This window comes from Streptomyces sp. NBC_00102 (genome assembly GCF_026343115.1).
Classification (GTDB): Bacteria; Actinomycetota; Actinomycetes; order Streptomycetales; family Streptomycetaceae; genus Streptomyces.
In genome coordinates this window covers 4,831,069-4,848,253 of the sequence record NZ_JAPEMC010000001.1, presented here as the reverse complement: position 1 = coordinate 4,848,253, position 17,185 = coordinate 4,831,069, and the positions used below count along the sequence as shown (strand labels likewise).

Here is a 17,185-nt window from a genome sequence, read left to right as displayed (position 1 = left end):
CGGTTGTCCGTCACGCCACCAGAAGGGGTGAACCGGCGTAACTTTCCCGGTCCCCACGCGTTTCGCCGCGAAACGACCCTCGGGACACGCCCCGTCAGACCGCCGCGAGCTCCCCGCGCATCGCCCGCCGGGCAGCCGCCGCCCCCGGATCGAGGGCGGGCACGGCCGCCAGGAGTTGCCGGGTGTACGGGTCCCGAGGGGAGCCGTACACCTCGTCGACGGCACCCTGTTCGACGATCCGGCCGTGGCGCATCACGGCCACCCGGTCGCTGACCTGCCGGACCACGGCGAGGTCGTGGGCGATGAAGACGAGCCCGATGCCGAGTTCGCTCTGGAGCTCCGCGAGGAGCGCGACGACCTGCGCCTGGGTGGTGACGTCGAGCGCGGAGACGGGCTCGTCGCAGACGATGATCCGGGGCTCGGCCGCCAGCGCGCGGGCGATGCCGACGCGTTGGCACTGCCCGCCGCTGAACTCGTGCGGGTAGCTGTCGTACCGGGCCGCGTCCAGCCCCACCCGGTCCAGGAGTTCGCCCACCCGGCGCCGGACGCGGGTTTCGTCGCGTTCACCGGCCGCACGCAGCGGGTCGGCGACGGACTCGCCCACGGACCGCCTCGGATTGAGGGAGGCGACCGGGTCCTGGAAGATCATCTGGAGTTCGCGCCGGTGCGGGCGCAGTTCTTTGGGCGGCATCCCGCCGATCTCCGTACCCCCGTAACGGAGTCGGCCGCCTGTCGGGTCGAGGAGCCGCACCAGCATGCGGCCGAGGGTGGTCTTGCCGCTCCCGCTCTCGCCGACGATGCCGAGCGTCTCACCGGCCCGGAGGGTGAGCGAGACGTCGTCGACGGCGGTGACCCGGTCGCGCCCGCGGCCGAACTCGCACCGCAGACCCACCGCTTCGAGCAGCGGCTCGCCCTCGGCGGCGGCCCCGGAGCCGGCGCCCCCGGACAAAGCGGCCCCGGAGCCGGCGGACTCCGTCGCGGGGCCGCGTCGTTCGCGCGGCGCGTCGACGCGGGGTACGGCGGAGAGCAGGGCGCGGGTGTACGCGTGCCGGGGGGCGCCCAGCACCTCGGCGACCGTGCCGTGTTCGACCTCCCGGCCGTCCTTCATCACCAGCACGTCGTCCACGCTCTCCGCGGCGACCCCTACGTCGTGGGTGACGAGCACCAGCCCCATGCCCGTCTCGCGGCGCAGCTCGTGCAGCAGGTCGAGGACCTGCGCCTGCACCGTGACGTCCAGCGCGGTGGTGGGTTCGTCGGCGACGAGCAGATCCGGTTCGCAGACCAGCGCCATCGCGATGAGCACCCGCTGCCGCATGCCGCCGGAGAACTCGTGCGGCCGGGAGCGCGAGCGGCGTACCGGGTCCGGGATGCCGACCCGGCCGAGGACCTCCACCGCGCGGGCGCGGGCGGCCCGCCGGGAGACCCGGTGGTGCACCCGGTACACCTCGGCGATCTGGTCGCCGACCGCGTAGTACGGGTCGAGCGAGGAGAGCGGGTCCTGGAACACCATGGCGGCCTTCGCACCGCGCAGCGCCCGCAGTCCGGTCTCGTCCGCGGCCCGCACGTCCACCCCGGCCACGGTGACCGAGCCGCCGACGACCGCGCCGGTCCCCCGGTGCAGTCCGAGCAGGGCGTAGGCGGAGGCGCTCTTGCCGGAGCCGGACTCCCCGACGACTCCGAGGGCGGCGCCCTTCTCCAGGGTGAAGGAGAGGCCGTCGACGGCGCGCACCGGGCCGAAGTCGATGGTCAGACCGGATACCTCGACCAAGCTCATGACAGCACCACCCGACGGTCGGCCGCCGCGTGCAGGATGTCCGCGACGACGTTGGCGAGGACGACGAAGAATCCGGTGACGAGCACCAGTCCGACGACGACGGGGAGATCGACGGTCTGTACGGCGTCGACGAGTTCCCGGCCGACGCCGGGGATGTTGAAGAGCGACTCGGTGAGCACCGCGCCGCCGAACATGGCGCCGATGTCGACCGCGCCGAGCGCGATCAGGGGCGCGAGCGCGCCGCGCAGCGCGTGCCGGACGACGATCCGCCGCTCGCTCACCCCGTAGGCGCGGAAGGTGCGGACATGGTCCTCGGCGAGGGTCTCCAGCATCGCCGCACGGGTCATCCGGGCGTACGGGGCGGCGGAGACGAGCGCCAGCGAGACCCAGGGCAGCAGCAGGTTCCAGAACCACTGCTCGGGGTCGTCGGTCAGCGGGACGTAGACGGGGAACGGGAGGATCCGCAGCGTCGAGCAGAAGACGATGATCATCATCAGGCCGAGCACGAAGACGGGCGTCGACATGCCCGCGAGCGTCACTCCGGTGAGGATGCGCTCGGTCGCCCGGCCGCGCCGCCAGACCGAGAGGAGTCCGGTGCCGACGCCGACGAGGACCCAGAGCGCGAAGGCGCCCAGCGCGAGCGAGGCGGTGGCGGGGAGCTTGGTGACGATCAGCTGCATGACCTGCTGGTCGTCCCGGTAGGAACGGCCGAGGCAGGGCGCCGGGCAGTGCTCGGTGCCGGTGCCGGTCGAGTAGTCGTGGCCCGTGAAGAGGGACTGGACGAAGTGGGCGTACTGCACGTACACCGGGTCGTCGAGCCGGAGTTGCGCGGTCACCTGGGCGACCTGCGCGGGCGAGCAGCGCGGTCCGCAGGCGATCTGTGCGACATCGCCCGGGGCGACGTAGAAGACGGCGTACACGAGGACGCTGAGGGCGAAGAGCACCAGGAGGGCTCCGCCGAGGCGCCGCAGCAGGAAGCGGGTCACGCTCCGGACTCCTTCCCTGTGCCGACCCGCAGCCGCGAGGCGACCCGGGGGTCGAGGGCGTTGCGCACGCCCTCGCCCAGCACCGTCAGCGCCAGCACGGTGACGAAGAGGAGCAGGGCGGGGACGAGCAGGTAGGTGGGTGCGGCCTGGTACCAGGTGTCGGCGTCGCTGAGCATCTGTCCCCAGGACGGGGTGGGCGGCTTGATGCCGACGCCGAGGAAGGACAGCGCGGCCTCCATGACGATGTTGCCGGGGAAGAGCAGCACGGCGTACGTGATGACGGGTGCGGCGAGGCCGGGCAGCAGTTCGCGCCGGGCGATCCGCGTGCCGCTCCAGCCGCTGAGCCGGGCGGCGGAGACGTGGTCGGTCCGTTTGAGGGCCAAGGTCTGGGCGCGTACGACCTTGGAGAGGTGCGCCCAGCCGACGAGTCCGACCATGCCCGCGATCAGCACGGGGCGGGGGAAGCCCGCGGGGACCACGGCGAGCGCCCCGAGTGCGGTGACCATGACGGGGAGGGCGACGACGATGTCGGTGGCACGGCTGATCAGCTGGTCGACGAGGCGGTGGCCGAGTCCGGCCACCATGCCGAGGGCGAGGCCGATGGCGACCTGGACCAGGGTGGCGGCGAGCGCCACGCCGAGCGAGACGCGGGCGCCGTAGACGACGCGGGCGAACAGGTCGCGGCCGGTGAGGGGTTCGACGCCGAGCCAGTGGTCGGCGCTGAGGCCGCCGAAGGAGCCGAGGGGGACGCCGCCGGTGGCGGAGTCCACCAGGTCGGCGTGGAAGGTGGTGGGGTCCTGGCCTTCGAACGCCGTGAGCAGCGGGGCGGCGAGGGCGACGAGGACGAGGAGCGCGACGACGACGGCCGCCACGAGCGCGGAGCGGCGGGCGCGGAGCCGGTGCCAGAACGGGAGCGCCCCGGAGGCGGGGGCCGTGTCGGCCCCCGCCTCCGCGACCAGCGGTGCTTCGGCCATGGTTACTTGACCGCGACCAGAGCGATGTCGAGCACGCCGGTCCAGTCGCTGATGACGACGTTCTTCACGTCGGCGCCGTAGAGGCGCTGGTAGACCGGGTGGAAGAGCGGCACGGTCAGCGCCTGCTCGCCGATCTTCTTGTCCAGGGCGCCCCAGCGCGCGGCGGCGGCGTCGAGATCGGTCAGCTCGTTGATCTCGTCGATCTCCTTGTTGACCGAGGCGTCGTCCAGGCGACCGGTGTTGAAGTTGTAGCCGTTCTCGACGATCTGGCGGCCGTCGAAGATCGGCGCGAGGAACGGGCCGCCGGAGGGCCAGTCGGCGCCCCAGCCGGCGAGGAAGAAGCCGGGCTCGGTCTTCACGTTGTACGCGGTCTCCGAGTAGGCGTTGTCTTCGAGGCCCTTGAGCTCGACCGTGATCCCGGCCTTCTTCAGGGCCTCCTGGATGGCGGTGGCGACCTCGGGGCTGGTGGCGAAGTTCTTCTCGTTGTCGTGCGTGAGGGTGACGGTGAGCCCGTTCGGGTAACCGGCCTCCTTCAGCACTTCCTTGGCCTTGGCCGCGTCGCCCGTGGCGCCGGAGGGGAAGGCGTCGTACGCCGTGTACCCGAAGGACTTCTGCTCGGGCAGGAAGGTGGTGGCGGGTTCGGCGAGAGCGGAGCCGCCGGCCGCGTTGATGACGGAGGTGCGGTTGACGGCGTACGAGATCGCCTGGCGCACCTTCGGGTTGTCGAACGGCTTCACCTTCGGGTTGAAGGCGATGTAGTTGGTGTAGCCGAAGTGGCCTTCGCCGACGCGGGCGGCGAGGGCCTTGTCACCGGTGACCTTGGCGAGTTCGGCCGGGCCGAGGTTGGTGTCGGTGGTGATGGCGGTGGCGTCGGCCCCGCGCGAGGCGGAGAGCCTCTGGTTGATGACGGCCGGGTCCAGGCCGGAGCGGACGTCGATCTTGTCCGGGTAGGCCTTGCGCTCGGAGTCGGTCTTCTCGGACCAGTAGGTGTTGCGCTCCAGGACGAGGTGCTCGCCGTCGCCCTCGTTGGAGACGACCTTGTACGGCCCTGAGGAGACGGGGTGGTTCTCGTACGTCGCGCCGGTGTCCTTGGCCTGCGGCACGGGCGTGGTCTGGGTCTGCGTCGCCAGGTAGGGGAACTCGCCCTCGGGCTTGTTCAGGTGGAAGACGATGGTCCGGTCGTCGGGCGTCTCGATCGAGGCGAGGCCCTTCTTGTCCTTGTACGGGCCTTCGTAGTCGGCGCCGCCGACCAGCCAGTCGCGCAGGTAGGGCGCGCCGCCGGAGAGTTCGGCGGCGAAGGAGCGCTCGATGCCGTACTTGACGTCCGCGCTGGTGATCGCGGTGCCGTCCTCGTACTTCAGCCCTTCCTTGAGCGTGTACGTCCACACGGTGGCGTTCTCGCTGGGCGTGCCCAGGTCGGTCGCCAGGTCGGGAACGACCTCGGAACCGGCGGCTCCCGCCTCGCGGTTGCGGGTGGTGAGGGTCCGGAAGACCAGCGAGGGGACGGCGCCGCCGCCGGAGGTGTAGAGGCGCGCCGGGTCGAAGTTCACCTGGGGGGCGCGGTTGAGGACGCTGAGGGTGCCGCCCTTGGCGGGAGCGGAGGAGGAGGCGGTGGAACCGGCGTCGCTTCCGCTCTCCTTCGGGCCGCACGCCGCGACGGACGAGCCCACGACGAGAACCACGACGGCCGCGGCGACGCGGCGGGATATGGCGGACGGTTGACGCATCGGAAGGTGACCTCTCGGTACTGCCCGGCCGGAGTGGCGAGCAGAGGAAAGCAGGGACCGAACAGGAGAAGGCGGTGGTGATCGCGAGAGCGCGCGGCACGTCGGGGGACGTCGGTGCGCGGTCCGGCGAAGCCCGGAAGAGGGAAATGGGTCGACCCGGTCGGCTCGCGCGAGGAGGGCCCGGCCGGCCGAGGAGGAGAACCGGGACCGGTGACGCCTGCCGGGGAGCGGCCGCGTCTGCGGGGCCGGGGCGCCGGGAACGCGGTCCGGGAGCCGCCCGGGATGCCCGTCGGGGCAGTCGGCGGCGGCCGGAACACGGCCGGGCGGGCGTCAGCGACAGAGGATGTCGGCGACGCAGTGCCTGGTCACGCCGATGAGCGCGCGCTCCAGGGCGGCGCTCTCAGGAGTGATCAAGATGCGTGACATGCGGAGAAATATGAACGACCGCTCATCGGCATGTCAATGCGAAATGAGACGGTCGTATCAATATATGGACAGGCTGGATCAAGTGGCGGGATACACCCAGGGGTTGGGTTTGCAGGAGATGCCGTCGATGTCGAGCGACTTCGTCTGCTGCTGCATCACGGGCGCCAGGGTGCCCGGCGTACGGCAGCTCACGTGGTTGTGCCCGAGCCGGTGCCCGACCTCGTGGTTGATGAGCATCTGCCGGTAGGACAGAAGCTTGCCGGGGCCGAAGGTGACCGACCCCTGGGCCCAGCGGTAGGCGTTGATCATCACGCGCTCGGTGGAGGCGGAGTCGCAGGAGACGTTGTCCTCGGTGGTGTCCAGCCCGGACTTCTCGCACCAGACCCCGGTGGTGCCGGGGCTGGCCAGGGTGATGACGAAGTCGGGCTCACCCGTGGAGACGCGCTCGAACGTCATGTCCCCGTGATGCGCCCAACTGCGGTCGTCGTTCAGGGTCTTCTGCACCGCCTCGGCGAAGAGCGCGGAGTCGAGGCCGAGCCCCTGCTCCACGTCGATCCGGTAGCGGTACTTGTGCCCGGTGCCCGGCGCCTTCGCCGCGCCGGGGACGGTCTCGAACTTCCCGCCACCCGCCAGATCTGCGGCGAGCGGGTAGGGCGTGGCCATCTTCTCCTCGTACGACAGCGCCTTCAGCGGCGCGGGCGTCGCGGGGGTGGGCCGCGCGTCGGAACGCGAGGCCCCCTGGCCGCCCTGCCGGGTGCCGGACGCCTGCGGGGAGTCGTCCCCGCCCTGCCCCTGGGCCACCTGCCCGGCCACGACGACGGCGAGCACCGTGGTCACCGCCGCCGCCGCGATCCCGGTGAACGTCCGGCCCTTGCCGCCCTTTCCGGACGCGTTCTCCGCCTCGCCCGAGCCGTCGCCGGAGCCGTCACCGGCCCCGCCGTCCGGGCCCTGGCCGCGCCGGTCCCGGGCTCCGGCCGGCTCCTCCTCCGCGGGGGCCGGTACGGCCACCCGCGACGGGACGTGCCGCACCGGAAGCCCCACCGACGGTGCGTCGAAGGCCTCCACGAACTCGGGCCGGGGGCCCGGTATCAGTGGCGGGCCACCCGGCGCGGGGCGGGCCACCGACCGGCCGACGGGAGCCGTGCCCCGGCCGCCGGCCAGGAACTCGCCCGTGCGCGGCTCTCCGGTACGCGGCTCTCCGGTGCGTGGCTCTCCGGTGCGTGGCTCTCCGGTCGGCCGGAAGCCCGGAAATTCGCCCGAACGTGTCTGCGGCCGGGCCGGGTTCGCGGGACGCGCGGACTGGGGGGACCCGCCGGAGCCGTAGCGCGGCTGCGGCCCGGTGCCCCAGCCACCGCCGGGTTCTCGGTGCTCGGGGTGGCCGCCGCGCACCTGCGGGACCCCCTGGAACGGGGTGTCTGCGGCCGCCTCGGACGGCCGCTGCCCCTCGCGCCCGGGCGGCGCCGGTTCCGGCGCCCGCCTGCGGCGGCCGGTGCCGGAGCCCTGCCCGCCCGCCGGGGCCGGTGCGGCTTCGCCCGCCGGGCCGTTGGCCTCGGCGCCCCTTCGGCTGTGTCGTCCCACGCCCCGGATCAGCTCCCGCCGTTGTCTTCCACCAGTTCCCGGACCGCCTGGGCGACCGTCTCCGGGTACTCCATCATCGCCACGTGCCCGGCCTCGGGCAGCGACAGCAGGCGCGAGTCGCGGAACGCCTCGGACGCCTTGCGCGCCATCCGGTACGAGACCAGCTTGTCCCGTCCGCCGTACACCAGGAGCGTCGGCGCGAGCACCCGCTCGGCCTGGCGCCACAGTCCCTGCTGCCCGCCGAGCGTGTACGCGTCGACGATGCCACGGGCGGAACGCGCCATGGCGTCCCAGAAGTACGGCAGTTCCATCCGCCGTTCCATCTCGGCCACCGCCTGGCGGAACCCCTCCTCGGTGATCCGCCCCGGATCGCCGTAACAGAGTGCCATGACCCCGCGGGTGCGCTGCTCGGCGGACATGCCCCGGCTGAGCCGGGAGAAGAGCGCCGCGACACCGGGGAGTGCCAGCAGCCCGGTCGGCACGGCCGGGCGCTGGACCCGGATCTCCGGCAGCGCGGGCGAGACCAGGGTGAGGGTGCGCACCAGGTCGGGGCGGACCGCGGCGACCCGGGTGGAGACCGCGCCGCCCAGGGAGTTGCCGACGAGGTGGACCGGCCCGCGCCGCTGCGCGTCGAGCAGCCGGATCACCGCCCGGGCGTGCGCGGTCACCGAGTACGCGCCGTCGTCCGGTGGCGGGGAGTCCCCGAAGCCCGGCAGATCGACCGCCTCGCCGTCCACGACGTCCGCCAGCAGCGGCATCAGGGCCGACCAGTTCTGCGAGGAACCGCCGAGTCCGTGGACGTACAGCGCCGGAGGGAGCCCGGCGCGCACGCCGGGCCGGGAACGGACGGTCAGGCTCAGTCCGGCCAGGGGGACGGTACGCAGACTCTCCCCGGACCCGACGTGCACGGCACTGACCGTGGGGGCAACCGCCGCGGCGGCGGCGGCGACACCCGGCAGCTCGGTCGAAGACATGCGGCAATGTTACGAGACGATCACGCACTGATTCATGTGTTCGCGGTCACAGGCCGCATCGCGGGGCAGGGGTAACGCTCATAGGCTTCGGATGAGGGACGGAAGGGAGTCACCATGACGGTCGACCCGAGGGACCCGGAGACGTTTCTGGACGAGCAGCCGGACCCGCCGGGCCTGGAGACCCCCGCCGCGGACGCCGCGGAGCAGCGGACGGAGGTCCGGCAGGAGGACGACGAGCCGCAGACGGAGGCCGGTACCGAGGAGGCCGACGAGGCCGACGTCGCGGAACAGACCAAGGTGGTCGCCGAACACGAGGACGACTACCGCTGAGCGGTCCGCACCCCACCGGCCGCCGCCGGGCCCGGCGCACGGTCGAGGCCGGTGAGAGGGCGGCGTGCGCGCCGCCTGCCGGAAGCGGCGGCGGGACAGCCCTGCCGCGGCGCCGGGAAATGGCCGAAACTCTCTCCGCGTGCCGCGATTACCGGTGAAACATGCAGTTCAGGACCGGTTCGTCCCGGCCCGGCCGAGGATGTGACCCCGGTCCGTGGCTTCCGGAGTTGTCCGGTCCGTGAAATTCTGCGTCCGCGCCGCGCGCACCGGGGTTACCCAAAAGTACGATGGCCATGCGGCGCGGCAAGCACTGGACACCGTGTCGGATCACACATTTGGGAGGCGGCGTGAGCGCCATCGAGCAGACAGAGGCAGCGCGCCCGCGGGGCACTCGCCTGCCCCGCCGCGCCCGACGCAATCAGCTTCTGGGCGCCGCCCAGGAGGTCTTCGTCGCGCAGGGGTACCACGCCGCGGCGATGGACGACATCGCCGAACGGGCGGGCGTCAGCAAGCCGGTGCTCTACCAGCACTTCCCCGGGAAACTGGAGCTGTACCTCGCACTCCTGGACCAGCACTGCGAGTCGCTGCTCCAGGCGGTGCGCACCGCCCTCGCGTCGACGACGGAGAACAAGCAGCGCGTCGAGGCCACCATGGACGCCTACTTCGCGTACGTGGAGGACGAGGGCGGCGCCTTCCGTCTGGTCTTCGAGTCGGACCTGACCAACGAGCCCGCCGTGCGCGAGCGGGTGGACCGGGTGTCCCTCCAGTGCGCCGAGGCGATCTCCGACGTGATCGCGGGCGACACGGGCCAGTCCAAAGACGAATCGATGCTGCTCGCCGTCGGTCTGGGCGGGGTCGCCCAGGTGGTGGCCCGTTACTGGCTCTCCAGCCCCTCCGGCATCCCCCGGGACACCGCGGTGCAGCTGCTCACCTCGCTCGCCTGGCGCGGTATCGCCGGCTTCCCGCTGCACGGGACCGAATAGGGTCTTCCGTTCGCATCGGGCCGGACCGGGGAGCGGGGCCCGTGCCGTGCGCCGCGCGGCGGAGGAGGAAGGCGACGCGGAGCGTCGTCGGCCGACGACAACGCCGCGAAGTGCGGCACAGGACCCCGCGAGTCCGGCACGATCCGGACGGGAGGCCCTCACGGCGCCGGGCGTGTTCGCTGCGGGCGTGTTCGCTGCGGGCGTGGCCGGTCGGGCCGTGGGCGCTCGGCCCACCGGGCTAATGTGGCTGCGTACGGCGCGGCTACCGCGCAGGGACTGACCGTCGGAGGGACATAGCCGTGGAGGTCAAGATCGGGGTGCAGCACACGCCCCGCGAGATCGTTCTGGAGAGCGGGCTTTCCGCCGAGGACGTCGAGAGCGCGGTCGCCGAGGCGCTCGGCGGCAAGGCGCGGCTGCTCAGCCTCACGGACGAGAAGGGCCGCAAGGTCCTCGTGCCGGCCGACCGGATCGCGTACGTCGAGATCGGCGAGCCGACGGCCCGGCGTGTCGGGTTCGGCGCGCTGTAAGCGGCACCACGCGCAGCACGACGGAACGGCCCGGCGGGATCCTCCCGCCGGGCCGTTCCGCGTGTCCGGGGAGCACGCCGTCCCAGGTCGCCCCAGGTCCGCCCCCACGGAACACGGCGCTCCGCCGAAAGGTTTCCCCGGAACCCGGAAGGGTTGCGTGACGCAGGTCACGGGTAGGACGGCACAGGGCCTTCCGGCCCACCCCCGTCGCCCGCGTCCCGCGCCGACGGGACCGCCCGACGAATCCGCGAGGTGATGCTCCGTGATCTGGGAAACCTTCGGCTCCGTCGTGGTCGGGCTCGCCCTTGCCTGGGCCGCCCTCCACGTCCTGCCCGGCCGGCTCCCGTCGGCCCGCGCGGTCTATCCCACCGGCGCTCTGGGGGCCCTGTTCGGGGCGTATCTGACGGACGGTGTGCTGGAGTCCGGACATGCCACGGCGACGGTCGCCGGCGCACTGGTCGTCGGCACGGTGACCCTGTCTCTGCTGCTCCGGCCGCGCGGCCGGAGCCGGATCACCGGTACACCGGCCGCACGGTAGGGCGTGTCCCGGGCGTCGCGTCAGGCGGCGAGGCCCAGGGCGGCCATCCGCTTGGTGTGCGCCTCGGTGATGCGGGAGAACATCCGGCCGACCTCGGCCAGGTCGAAACCGTCCGCCACGCCGCCCACGAGCATCGTCGACAGCGCGTCGCGGTCGGCGACCACCCGCTGCGCCTGCGAGAGCGCCTCGCCCATCAGCCGCCGGGCCCAGAGGGCGAGCCGGCCGCCGACGCGGGGCTCGGCCTCGATGGCGGCGCGCACCTTCTCCACCGCGAAGTTCCCGTGGCCGGTGTCGTCCAGGACGGCGAGCACCAGATCGCGGGTGTCCGCGTCGAGCCGGATGGCGACCTCCCGGTAGAAGTCGCTGGCGATCGAGTCGCCGACGTACGCCTTGACCAGGCCCTCCAGCCAGTCGGAAGGTGCGGTCTGGCGGTGGAAGTCGTCGAGCGCCTTGGCGAACGGCTCCATGGCCCCCGTCGGGTTCTCGCCGATGTCCGAGAGCCGCTTGGTGAGCTGCTCGAAATGATGGAATTCCGCCGAGGCCATCTTCGCCAGTTCCGCCTTGTCCCCGAGGGTGGGCGCGAGTTTGGCGTCCTCGGCGAGCCGCTCGAAAGCGGCGAGCTCCCCGTACGCGAGGGCGCCCAGCAGATCCACCACGGCGGCGCGGTAATGCGGGTCGACCGATGCCGTCGACCAGCTTCCGGCGGCGATGCCGGTGGGGGCGGGGGCTTCGTCGGGCGTGCGAGCGGCGTTGTCAGGCGTCTCCATGGAGCGCACAATAGCCCGCACGGCCCTGGTGGTAAGGGCCCGGTCCACGACCGGGATCACACCGTTCCGATGAATTCGCCCAACACACATGCGCGAATCCGGGGTACAGTGGTAATGCGCCTACTGAGCATTTTCGTATGCCAAGGGCGCGACCTTGAATGAGGATGCCCGGTCGGAGGCCCGATCGGCTCCGACCCGACAGCCCTCCACGCGGGTCGTACACACCGTACGACCGCAGATGAGGGGCCCCCTCAGCGGCACGAGCGCTCGAGCGACGGCAGTGGTCCCGCGCCACCCGCGCCCTCCCAGGGCCGGATGACCAACCCGGCACGGTACGACCCCCAGCGTTCGCCTCGGTCCGCGTCTCACAGAAGAGGCAGCACCCTGACTACCTTCCGCGACCTCGGGATTCTCCCCGAGACGGCCGAGGCCCTCGAAGCCGTCGGCATCACGTCCCCCTTCCCGATCCAGGAGATGACTCTCCCCGTCGCGCTCTCCGGCAGCGACGTCATCGGCCAGGCGAAGACCGGCACCGGCAAGACGCTGGGCTTCGGTCTGCCGCTCCTGGAGATCGTCACCGTCCCCGCCGACGTCGAGGCGGGCCGTGCCGCGCCCGAGAAGCTGACCGACGCCCCGCAGGCGCTCGTCGTCGTTCCCACGCGCGAGCTCTGCCAGCAGGTCACCAACGACCTCCTCACCGCGGGCAAGGTCCGTAACGTCCGCGTCCAGGCCATCTACGGCGGCCGGGCGTACGAGCCCCAGGTCGAGGCGCTGAAGAAGGGCGTCGACGTGGTCGTCGGCACCCCCGGCCGGCTGCTCGACCTTGCGGGCCAGCGCAAGCTGGACCTGTCCCACATCCGCGCCCTCGTCCTCGACGAGGCCGACGAGATGCTGGACCTGGGCTTCCTGCCCGACGTCGAGCGCATCCTCACGATGCTGCCGGCGAAGCGCCAGACCATGCTCTTCTCGGCGACGATGCCCGGCGCCGTGATCAGCCTCGCCCGCCGCTACATGTCGCAGCCCACGCACATCAACGCCACGTCGCCCGACGACGAGGGCACGACGGTCAAGAACACGACCCAGTTCGTGTACCGGGCGCACAACATGGACAAGCCCGAGATGGTCTCGCGCATCCTCCAGGCCGACGGCCGGGGACTCGCGATGATCTTCTGCCGCACCAAGCGCACCGCCGCCGACATCGCGGAGCAGCTGGAGAAGCGCGGTTTCGCCTCCGGCGCGGTCCACGGCGACCTCGGCCAGGGCGCCCGCGAGCAGGCGCTGCGCGCCTTCCGCAACGGCAAGGTCGACGTCCTCGTCTGCACCGACGTCGCCGCGCGCGGTATCGATGTCGAGGGTGTGACCCACGTCATCAACTACCAGTCCCCCGAGGACGAGAAGACCTACCTGCACCGCATCGGCCGCACCGGCCGCGCGGGCGCCAAGGGCACCGCGGTCACGCTGGTGGACTGGGACGACATCCCGCGCTGGCAGCTGATCAACAAGGCCTTGGACCTGAAGTTCCCGGACCCGCCGGAGACGTACTCCACCTCGCCGCACCTCTTCTCCGACCTCGGCATCCCCGAGGGCACCAAGGGCATACTGCCGCGGGCCGAGCGGACCCGTGCGGGTCTGCGCGCGGAGGAGCTGGAGGACCTCGGCGAGACCGGTGGCCGGGGCCGCAAGGCGCCCGCCTCGTCCGGTCCCGCCCGTGAGGCCCGTGAGGAGCGCCCCGCGCGCACCCCGCGCCAGCGCCGCCGCACCCGTGGCGGAAGCGGCCAGGAGGAGGGCGCCGCCACGGTGCCCGCTCCCGCGGCCGAGGCCGTACCGGCTCCGGAGAGCGCCGAGGCCGCCGTGACGACGGAGCCGCGCACCCCGCGCCGCCGCCGTCGTGGCCGGGTCGGCGTCGCGGAGGCCGTCGCCGCCGAGGCGGCAGCCGCGGCTCCCGTGGCGGTGGTGGAGGCTCCCGTGGCCGTCGTCGAGGCTCCGGCCGCCGAGGCCACCAAGCCGCCGGCGCGTCGCCGCCGCACCCGTGCCGCCGCACCGGCCGAGCCGGAGTTCCAGACCGTGGCCGTCGCGGTGGGCTTCACCGAGCCCGCCGCCGAGCCCGAGACGAAGCCGCGCCGCCGCCCCCGGGTCGTGAAGCCCGTCGTGGACGAGGTCGACTTCCAGATCGCCCCGCCGTCGGAGCCCGAGTCCGAGAGCCGGACGCGCCGCCGTCCCCGTACGGCCACGAAGCCGGCCGGCGAGGCGAAGGCCGCCACCACGGCCGAGGCGAAGCCCCGGACCCGCAAGGCAGCAGCGCCGAAGACGGCCGTGAAGGCCGAGCCCGAGGCGGCCGTGGCCGCACCGGCCGACGCCGTGGAGGAGAAGCCGAAGCGCCGTCGCCGCGCCGTCGCCAAGCCGGAGACCTCCGTGGTCCCCGAGGCGGAGGCCGTGGCGAGCGAGGCGGCCGAGGCCCCGGCCCGGACCCGCCGTCGCCGTACGACGCGCCCAGCGACCACCGGGGCCGCGTCGGCCGAGAGCTGACCCGGCCGGGCACGCACGCAGCAGCAGCCGGACGGCCCCGTTCCCCGCACACCGGGGGGAACGGGGCCGTCCGGCGTTTGCGGGTCCCCGTCCCCCCGGTGCGCGGGGACTGCTCCGCGCAGGCTCTAACCTCGTCCCATGAGCCGCCCGCCGACGTTCACCCCGCCTCCCTGTGCCCGCGCCCGCGCTCTGCGCACCCCGCGCGGCGACTTCGCCGTTCTGGACGCCGTGCCGTCGGCGGACGTGCGCGGCACGGTCCTGATGCTCCCCGGCTACACCGGGAGCAAGGAGGACTTCGTCGCCCTCCTCGAACCGCTCACCGCGGCCGGCTTCCGGGTCGTCGCGGTGGACGGCCGTGGGCAGTACGAGAGTCAGGGGACGGGCCGTCAGGCAGATTACGCACAGGGCGAGTTGGCGCGGGACGTACATGCGCAGGCGAAGGCACTCGGCAGCGGCGACGGCACCCCGCTGCACCTGCTGGGCCATTCGCTGGGCGGCCAGATCGCCCGGGCGGCCGTCCTCTCGGACCCCGCGCCCTTCCGCTCGCTGACGCTGATGTCGTCCGGCCCGGCCGAGGTCTCCGCGGGACAGCGGGAGAAGGTGAAGCTGCTCGGCGAGGCACTGTCGGCGCTGACGATGAGTCAAGTGTGGGAAGCGATGCGGGCGTTGGACCCACCGGAGGATGCCAGCGCCATCGATGGCGGTGGCGTTGACCGGGGCGACGGCGAGGACCTGCGCCGCCGGTGGCTGTCGAACGATCCCGCGCAGCTGCTCGCCACCGGCCGGCAGCTGTCCGTGGAGCCGGACCGGGTGGACGAGCTGGCCGCCACGGGCCTGCCCGTCCACGTCCTCTCCGGGGAGTCCGACGACGTGTGGCCGGTCGGTCTGCTCACCGCGATGGCCGGCCGCCTGGGCGCCCGTCGCACCACGATCGCGGGCGCCGAGCACTCCCCCAACACCGGCCGCCCCCGGGAGACGGCCGCCGCGCTGGTGGCGTTCTGGTCCGGCCTCCGAGCCTTGCCCGGAGACCCCGGGCCCCTCGCCCCCGCGTCCCGCCCGTGAGGAGCTGGTGCCGCACTAGAACTGGGCCTGGAGGTGCTGCCAGAAGCCGTCGCGCAGCGCCCTGCGGAGCGGGGCGTGCCCGCGCAGGGAGTGCTGGAGCAGGCGTTCCGCCTCGACCAGGAGGTCCTGATCCACGGAGCCCGGCAGGTACGGGTGGCCCGGCATCAGGTCGACCAGGGACTCCCGGCCCTTGGCCGCGAGCCAGGCGGCGGCGACCTGCGCCCCGACGAAGCGGACGTCCTCGCGGGTGGGGGCCGGGCCTTCGTCCTCGTACGTGGTGACCGGGCGGCGGGTGACGTACGGGCGGCAGAAGTCCAGGTCGAAGGTGCGCTGGCTGTCCACCTCCCAGAGCAGCGGATCGGCCTGGTTGCGGCCTTCGCCGGCCTCGATGCCCCAGAGGTGCACCCGGGCGCCGTATCCCTGCGCGGCCTCGACGGCCGAGACGAGGTCCTCGTCACCGCCGACGAGCGCGGCGTCGCTGATGGCGCGGTGCCGGGCGAGCGATTCGAGGTCGGTGCGGATGAGGGAGTCGACGCCCTTCTGCTGATTGCTGGCGTTGAGGTTGCCGAGGCGGACCTTGACGTCGGGCAGTTCGGCGATGGACTGCTGCTCGGTGGTGTGGATGCGGCGCCGGGCGCCGTCGTACCAGTAGACGCGCAGGAGCCGGCTGTCCGCGAAGATCGTGCGGGCCTGTTCGATGAACGCCTCGATGAGCCCTCCGGAGTCGAGGTCGAAGGAGCGGCGGTCCTCGGTGCCGGTGACGAGGAGCCCTGCGGCGGCGTAGACATAACCCGCGTCGACGAAGATCGCGTGGGTGGAGGGGGTCTTCGAGACCTCGGCGAGGACGCGCCGCAGGAGCTGGTTCGTCAGGTCCAGGCGGTCGCGGATGTCGTCCGGGGCGGTGGGGAGATCGGCATCGGTCATGCGCGACTCGACGTCCGTGGCGGGGTGACTACCCGCGGGTACTTAGACATCCAAAAAATTTCCTTAGCGTAGGGAATGTTTTCCGGGGGGCGGGCCGTTGTACCCCTCGTAGGGAGCGGGACCGTAGGGTCACGCTTCCTTATCCTTGCGGACGGGAATCCCCGTCCGACCAGTAGTTCTCCAGCAGGAGGATCGGACGAAGGGAAGCCCTGTGCGCTTCGAGATCATGCGACTCGACGATGTCGACGGTACCGCCGTGGACAGCACCGTCGTAGACGCCGCCTCCGTCAACCGGATCGTGCAGCAGGCCGCGGCTATGGGCCAGCGCATCTACATTCGGCCGGCAACGAGCTCGGCCTCGTAACACCTTCCGGCAGTACGCCTTGATGAGATGACGAGTCGCCCCCGTACGGATCTCCGTACGGGGGCGCTGTGCGTCCCGGTAGGGCCGACGCCGGCGGGCCCGGGCCGGTTCAGCTGTTCTGGATGACCTGGGTGACGCCGTTGATGATCTGCTGCACGGCGATGGCGGAGAGCATCATTCCGGCGAGCCGGGTCACCAGCACCACACCGCCGTCCTTGATGACCCGGATGATCAGCAGCGAGTAGCGCATGGTCAGCCAGAGCACCACGTGCATGACGACGATCGCCGCCCAGACCGAGATCTGGCTGCTCACGGTGTGCGCGTGCTGCACGGCGAGGATCACCGAGACGATCGCGCCGGGTCCCGCGAGCAGCGGCATGCCGAGCGGTACGAGCGCCACGTTGACGTCCTTCGTCTGCGTCGGCTCGTCCGTCTTGCCGGTGAGCAGGTCCAGCGCGATGAGCAGCAGGAGCAGACCGCCGGAGATCATCAGCGCGGGTACGGAGACGTGCAGGTAGTCCAGGATCTGCTGGCCGAGCACGCCGAAGACGGCGATCACCCCGAAGGCGACCGCGACCGCCTGGAGCGCCATCTTGCGCTGGGTCTTCGCGGGACGGCCCGCGGTGAGGGCCAGGAAGATCGGGGTGATCCCGGGCGGGTCCATGATCACGAACAGGGTGAGGAAGAGCGAGCCGAATACAGCGACGTCGAACACGGTGAGCCTT

General features: G+C 72.4%; 17 protein-coding genes. 7 read left to right on the top strand and 10 right to left on the bottom strand.

What is annotated here, in order from left to right; genetic code table 11:
* Positions 1-94 precede the first annotated feature (94 nt).
* The 7 genes from OHA55_RS21765 to OHA55_RS21740 form a co-directional block, all read right to left on the bottom strand.
* Entirely contained in the window at positions 95-1,774 is a 1,680-nt protein-coding gene (locus OHA55_RS21765) for an ABC transporter ATP-binding protein (protein WP_266708829.1), read from the bottom strand.
* A complete protein-coding gene (locus OHA55_RS21760) occupies positions 1,771-2,760 on the bottom strand; it encodes an ABC transporter permease (protein WP_266708827.1) in 990 nt (329 codons plus the stop codon). The genes OHA55_RS21765 and OHA55_RS21760 overlap by 4 nt, the downstream gene beginning before the upstream one ends.
* The gene (locus tag OHA55_RS21755) at positions 2,757-3,734 is read right to left on the bottom strand and encodes an ABC transporter permease (protein WP_266708825.1); all 978 of its coding nucleotides are present in this window, start codon (positions 3,732-3,734) and stop codon (positions 2,757-2,759) included. The genes OHA55_RS21760 and OHA55_RS21755 overlap by 4 nt, the downstream gene beginning before the upstream one ends.
* A 2-nt stretch (positions 3,735-3,736) precedes the next feature.
* The gene (locus OHA55_RS21750; RefSeq protein ID WP_266708823.1) at positions 3,737-5,461 is read right to left on the bottom strand and encodes an ABC transporter substrate-binding protein; all 1,725 of its coding nucleotides are present in this window, start codon (positions 5,459-5,461) and stop codon (positions 3,737-3,739) included.
* Between the two features lie 330 nt (positions 5,462-5,791).
* Positions 5,792-5,887, bottom strand: a complete 96-nt coding sequence (locus OHA55_RS36520) for an Ms4533A family Cys-rich leader peptide (RefSeq protein WP_323180436.1) — start codon at positions 5,885-5,887, stop codon at positions 5,792-5,794.
* Between the two features lie 78 nt (positions 5,888-5,965).
* Positions 5,966-7,465 (bottom strand): DUF3152 domain-containing protein, encoded by a 1,500-nt coding sequence (locus OHA55_RS21745; RefSeq protein ID WP_266708821.1) that lies wholly within the window; start codon positions 7,463-7,465, stop codon positions 5,966-5,968.
* Between the two features lie 8 nt (positions 7,466-7,473).
* On the bottom strand, positions 7,474-8,439 hold the full coding sequence (locus tag OHA55_RS21740; RefSeq protein WP_266708819.1) for an alpha/beta fold hydrolase: 966 nt from the start codon (positions 8,437-8,439) through the stop codon (positions 7,474-7,476).
* 114 nt (positions 8,440-8,553) lie between these two features.
* On the opposite strand from OHA55_RS21740, the gene OHA55_RS21735 reads away from it, so the two are divergent.
* From OHA55_RS21735 to OHA55_RS21720, 4 genes are all read left to right on the top strand, one after another.
* Positions 8,554-8,769, top strand: a complete 216-nt coding sequence (locus OHA55_RS21735) for a hypothetical protein (protein WP_266708817.1) — start codon at positions 8,554-8,556, stop codon at positions 8,767-8,769.
* A gap of 347 nt (positions 8,770-9,116) precedes the next feature.
* A complete protein-coding gene (locus tag OHA55_RS21730) occupies positions 9,117-9,752 on the top strand; it encodes a TetR/AcrR family transcriptional regulator (RefSeq protein WP_266708815.1) in 636 nt (211 codons plus the stop codon).
* 299 nt (positions 9,753-10,051) lie between these two features.
* Positions 10,052-10,279 (top strand): DUF3107 domain-containing protein, encoded by a 228-nt coding sequence (locus OHA55_RS21725; protein ID WP_266708813.1) that lies wholly within the window; start codon positions 10,052-10,054, stop codon positions 10,277-10,279.
* 262 nt (positions 10,280-10,541) lie between these two features.
* Positions 10,542-10,817: a hypothetical protein gene (locus tag OHA55_RS21720; protein ID WP_266708811.1), complete on the top strand. Its 276-nt coding sequence runs from the start codon at positions 10,542-10,544 to the stop codon at positions 10,815-10,817.
* A gap of 20 nt (positions 10,818-10,837) precedes the next feature.
* Here OHA55_RS21720 and OHA55_RS21715 read toward each other — a convergent pair whose 3' ends face one another.
* Positions 10,838-11,584, bottom strand: coding sequence for a ferritin-like fold-containing protein (locus OHA55_RS21715; protein ID WP_266708809.1), 747 nt, complete (start codon positions 11,582-11,584; stop codon positions 10,838-10,840).
* A gap of 474 nt (positions 11,585-12,058) precedes the next feature.
* Here OHA55_RS21715 and OHA55_RS21710 point away from each other — a divergent pair, with 474 nt between their 5' ends.
* Together OHA55_RS21710 and OHA55_RS21705 are read left to right on the top strand one after the other, a co-directional pair.
* Complete coding sequence (locus tag OHA55_RS21710) at positions 12,059-14,110, top strand: DEAD/DEAH box helicase (RefSeq protein ID WP_266708807.1); 2,052 nt, start codon at positions 12,059-12,061, stop codon at positions 14,108-14,110.
* A gap of 138 nt (positions 14,111-14,248) precedes the next feature.
* Positions 14,249-15,172 carry an alpha/beta fold hydrolase gene (locus OHA55_RS21705; protein WP_266708806.1) on the top strand — a complete coding sequence of 308 codons (924 nt, stop codon included), beginning with the start codon at positions 14,249-14,251 and terminating at the stop codon, positions 15,170-15,172.
* A gap of 15 nt (positions 15,173-15,187) precedes the next feature.
* Here OHA55_RS21705 and OHA55_RS21700 read toward each other — a convergent pair whose 3' ends face one another.
* Positions 15,188-16,096, bottom strand: a complete 909-nt coding sequence (locus tag OHA55_RS21700; protein WP_266708805.1) for an NYN domain-containing protein — start codon at positions 16,094-16,096, stop codon at positions 15,188-15,190.
* Positions 16,097-16,307: 211 nt separating this feature from the next.
* Here OHA55_RS21700 and OHA55_RS21695 point away from each other — a divergent pair, with 211 nt between their 5' ends.
* Positions 16,308-16,460 (top strand): hypothetical protein, encoded by a 153-nt coding sequence (locus tag OHA55_RS21695; protein ID WP_266708803.1) that lies wholly within the window; start codon positions 16,308-16,310, stop codon positions 16,458-16,460.
* A gap of 109 nt (positions 16,461-16,569) precedes the next feature.
* Here OHA55_RS21695 and OHA55_RS21690 read toward each other — a convergent pair whose 3' ends face one another.
* A complete protein-coding gene (locus OHA55_RS21690; RefSeq protein ID WP_266708801.1) occupies positions 16,570-17,175 on the bottom strand; it encodes a MarC family protein in 606 nt (201 codons plus the stop codon).
* Between the last annotated feature and the right edge of the window lie 10 nt (positions 17,176-17,185).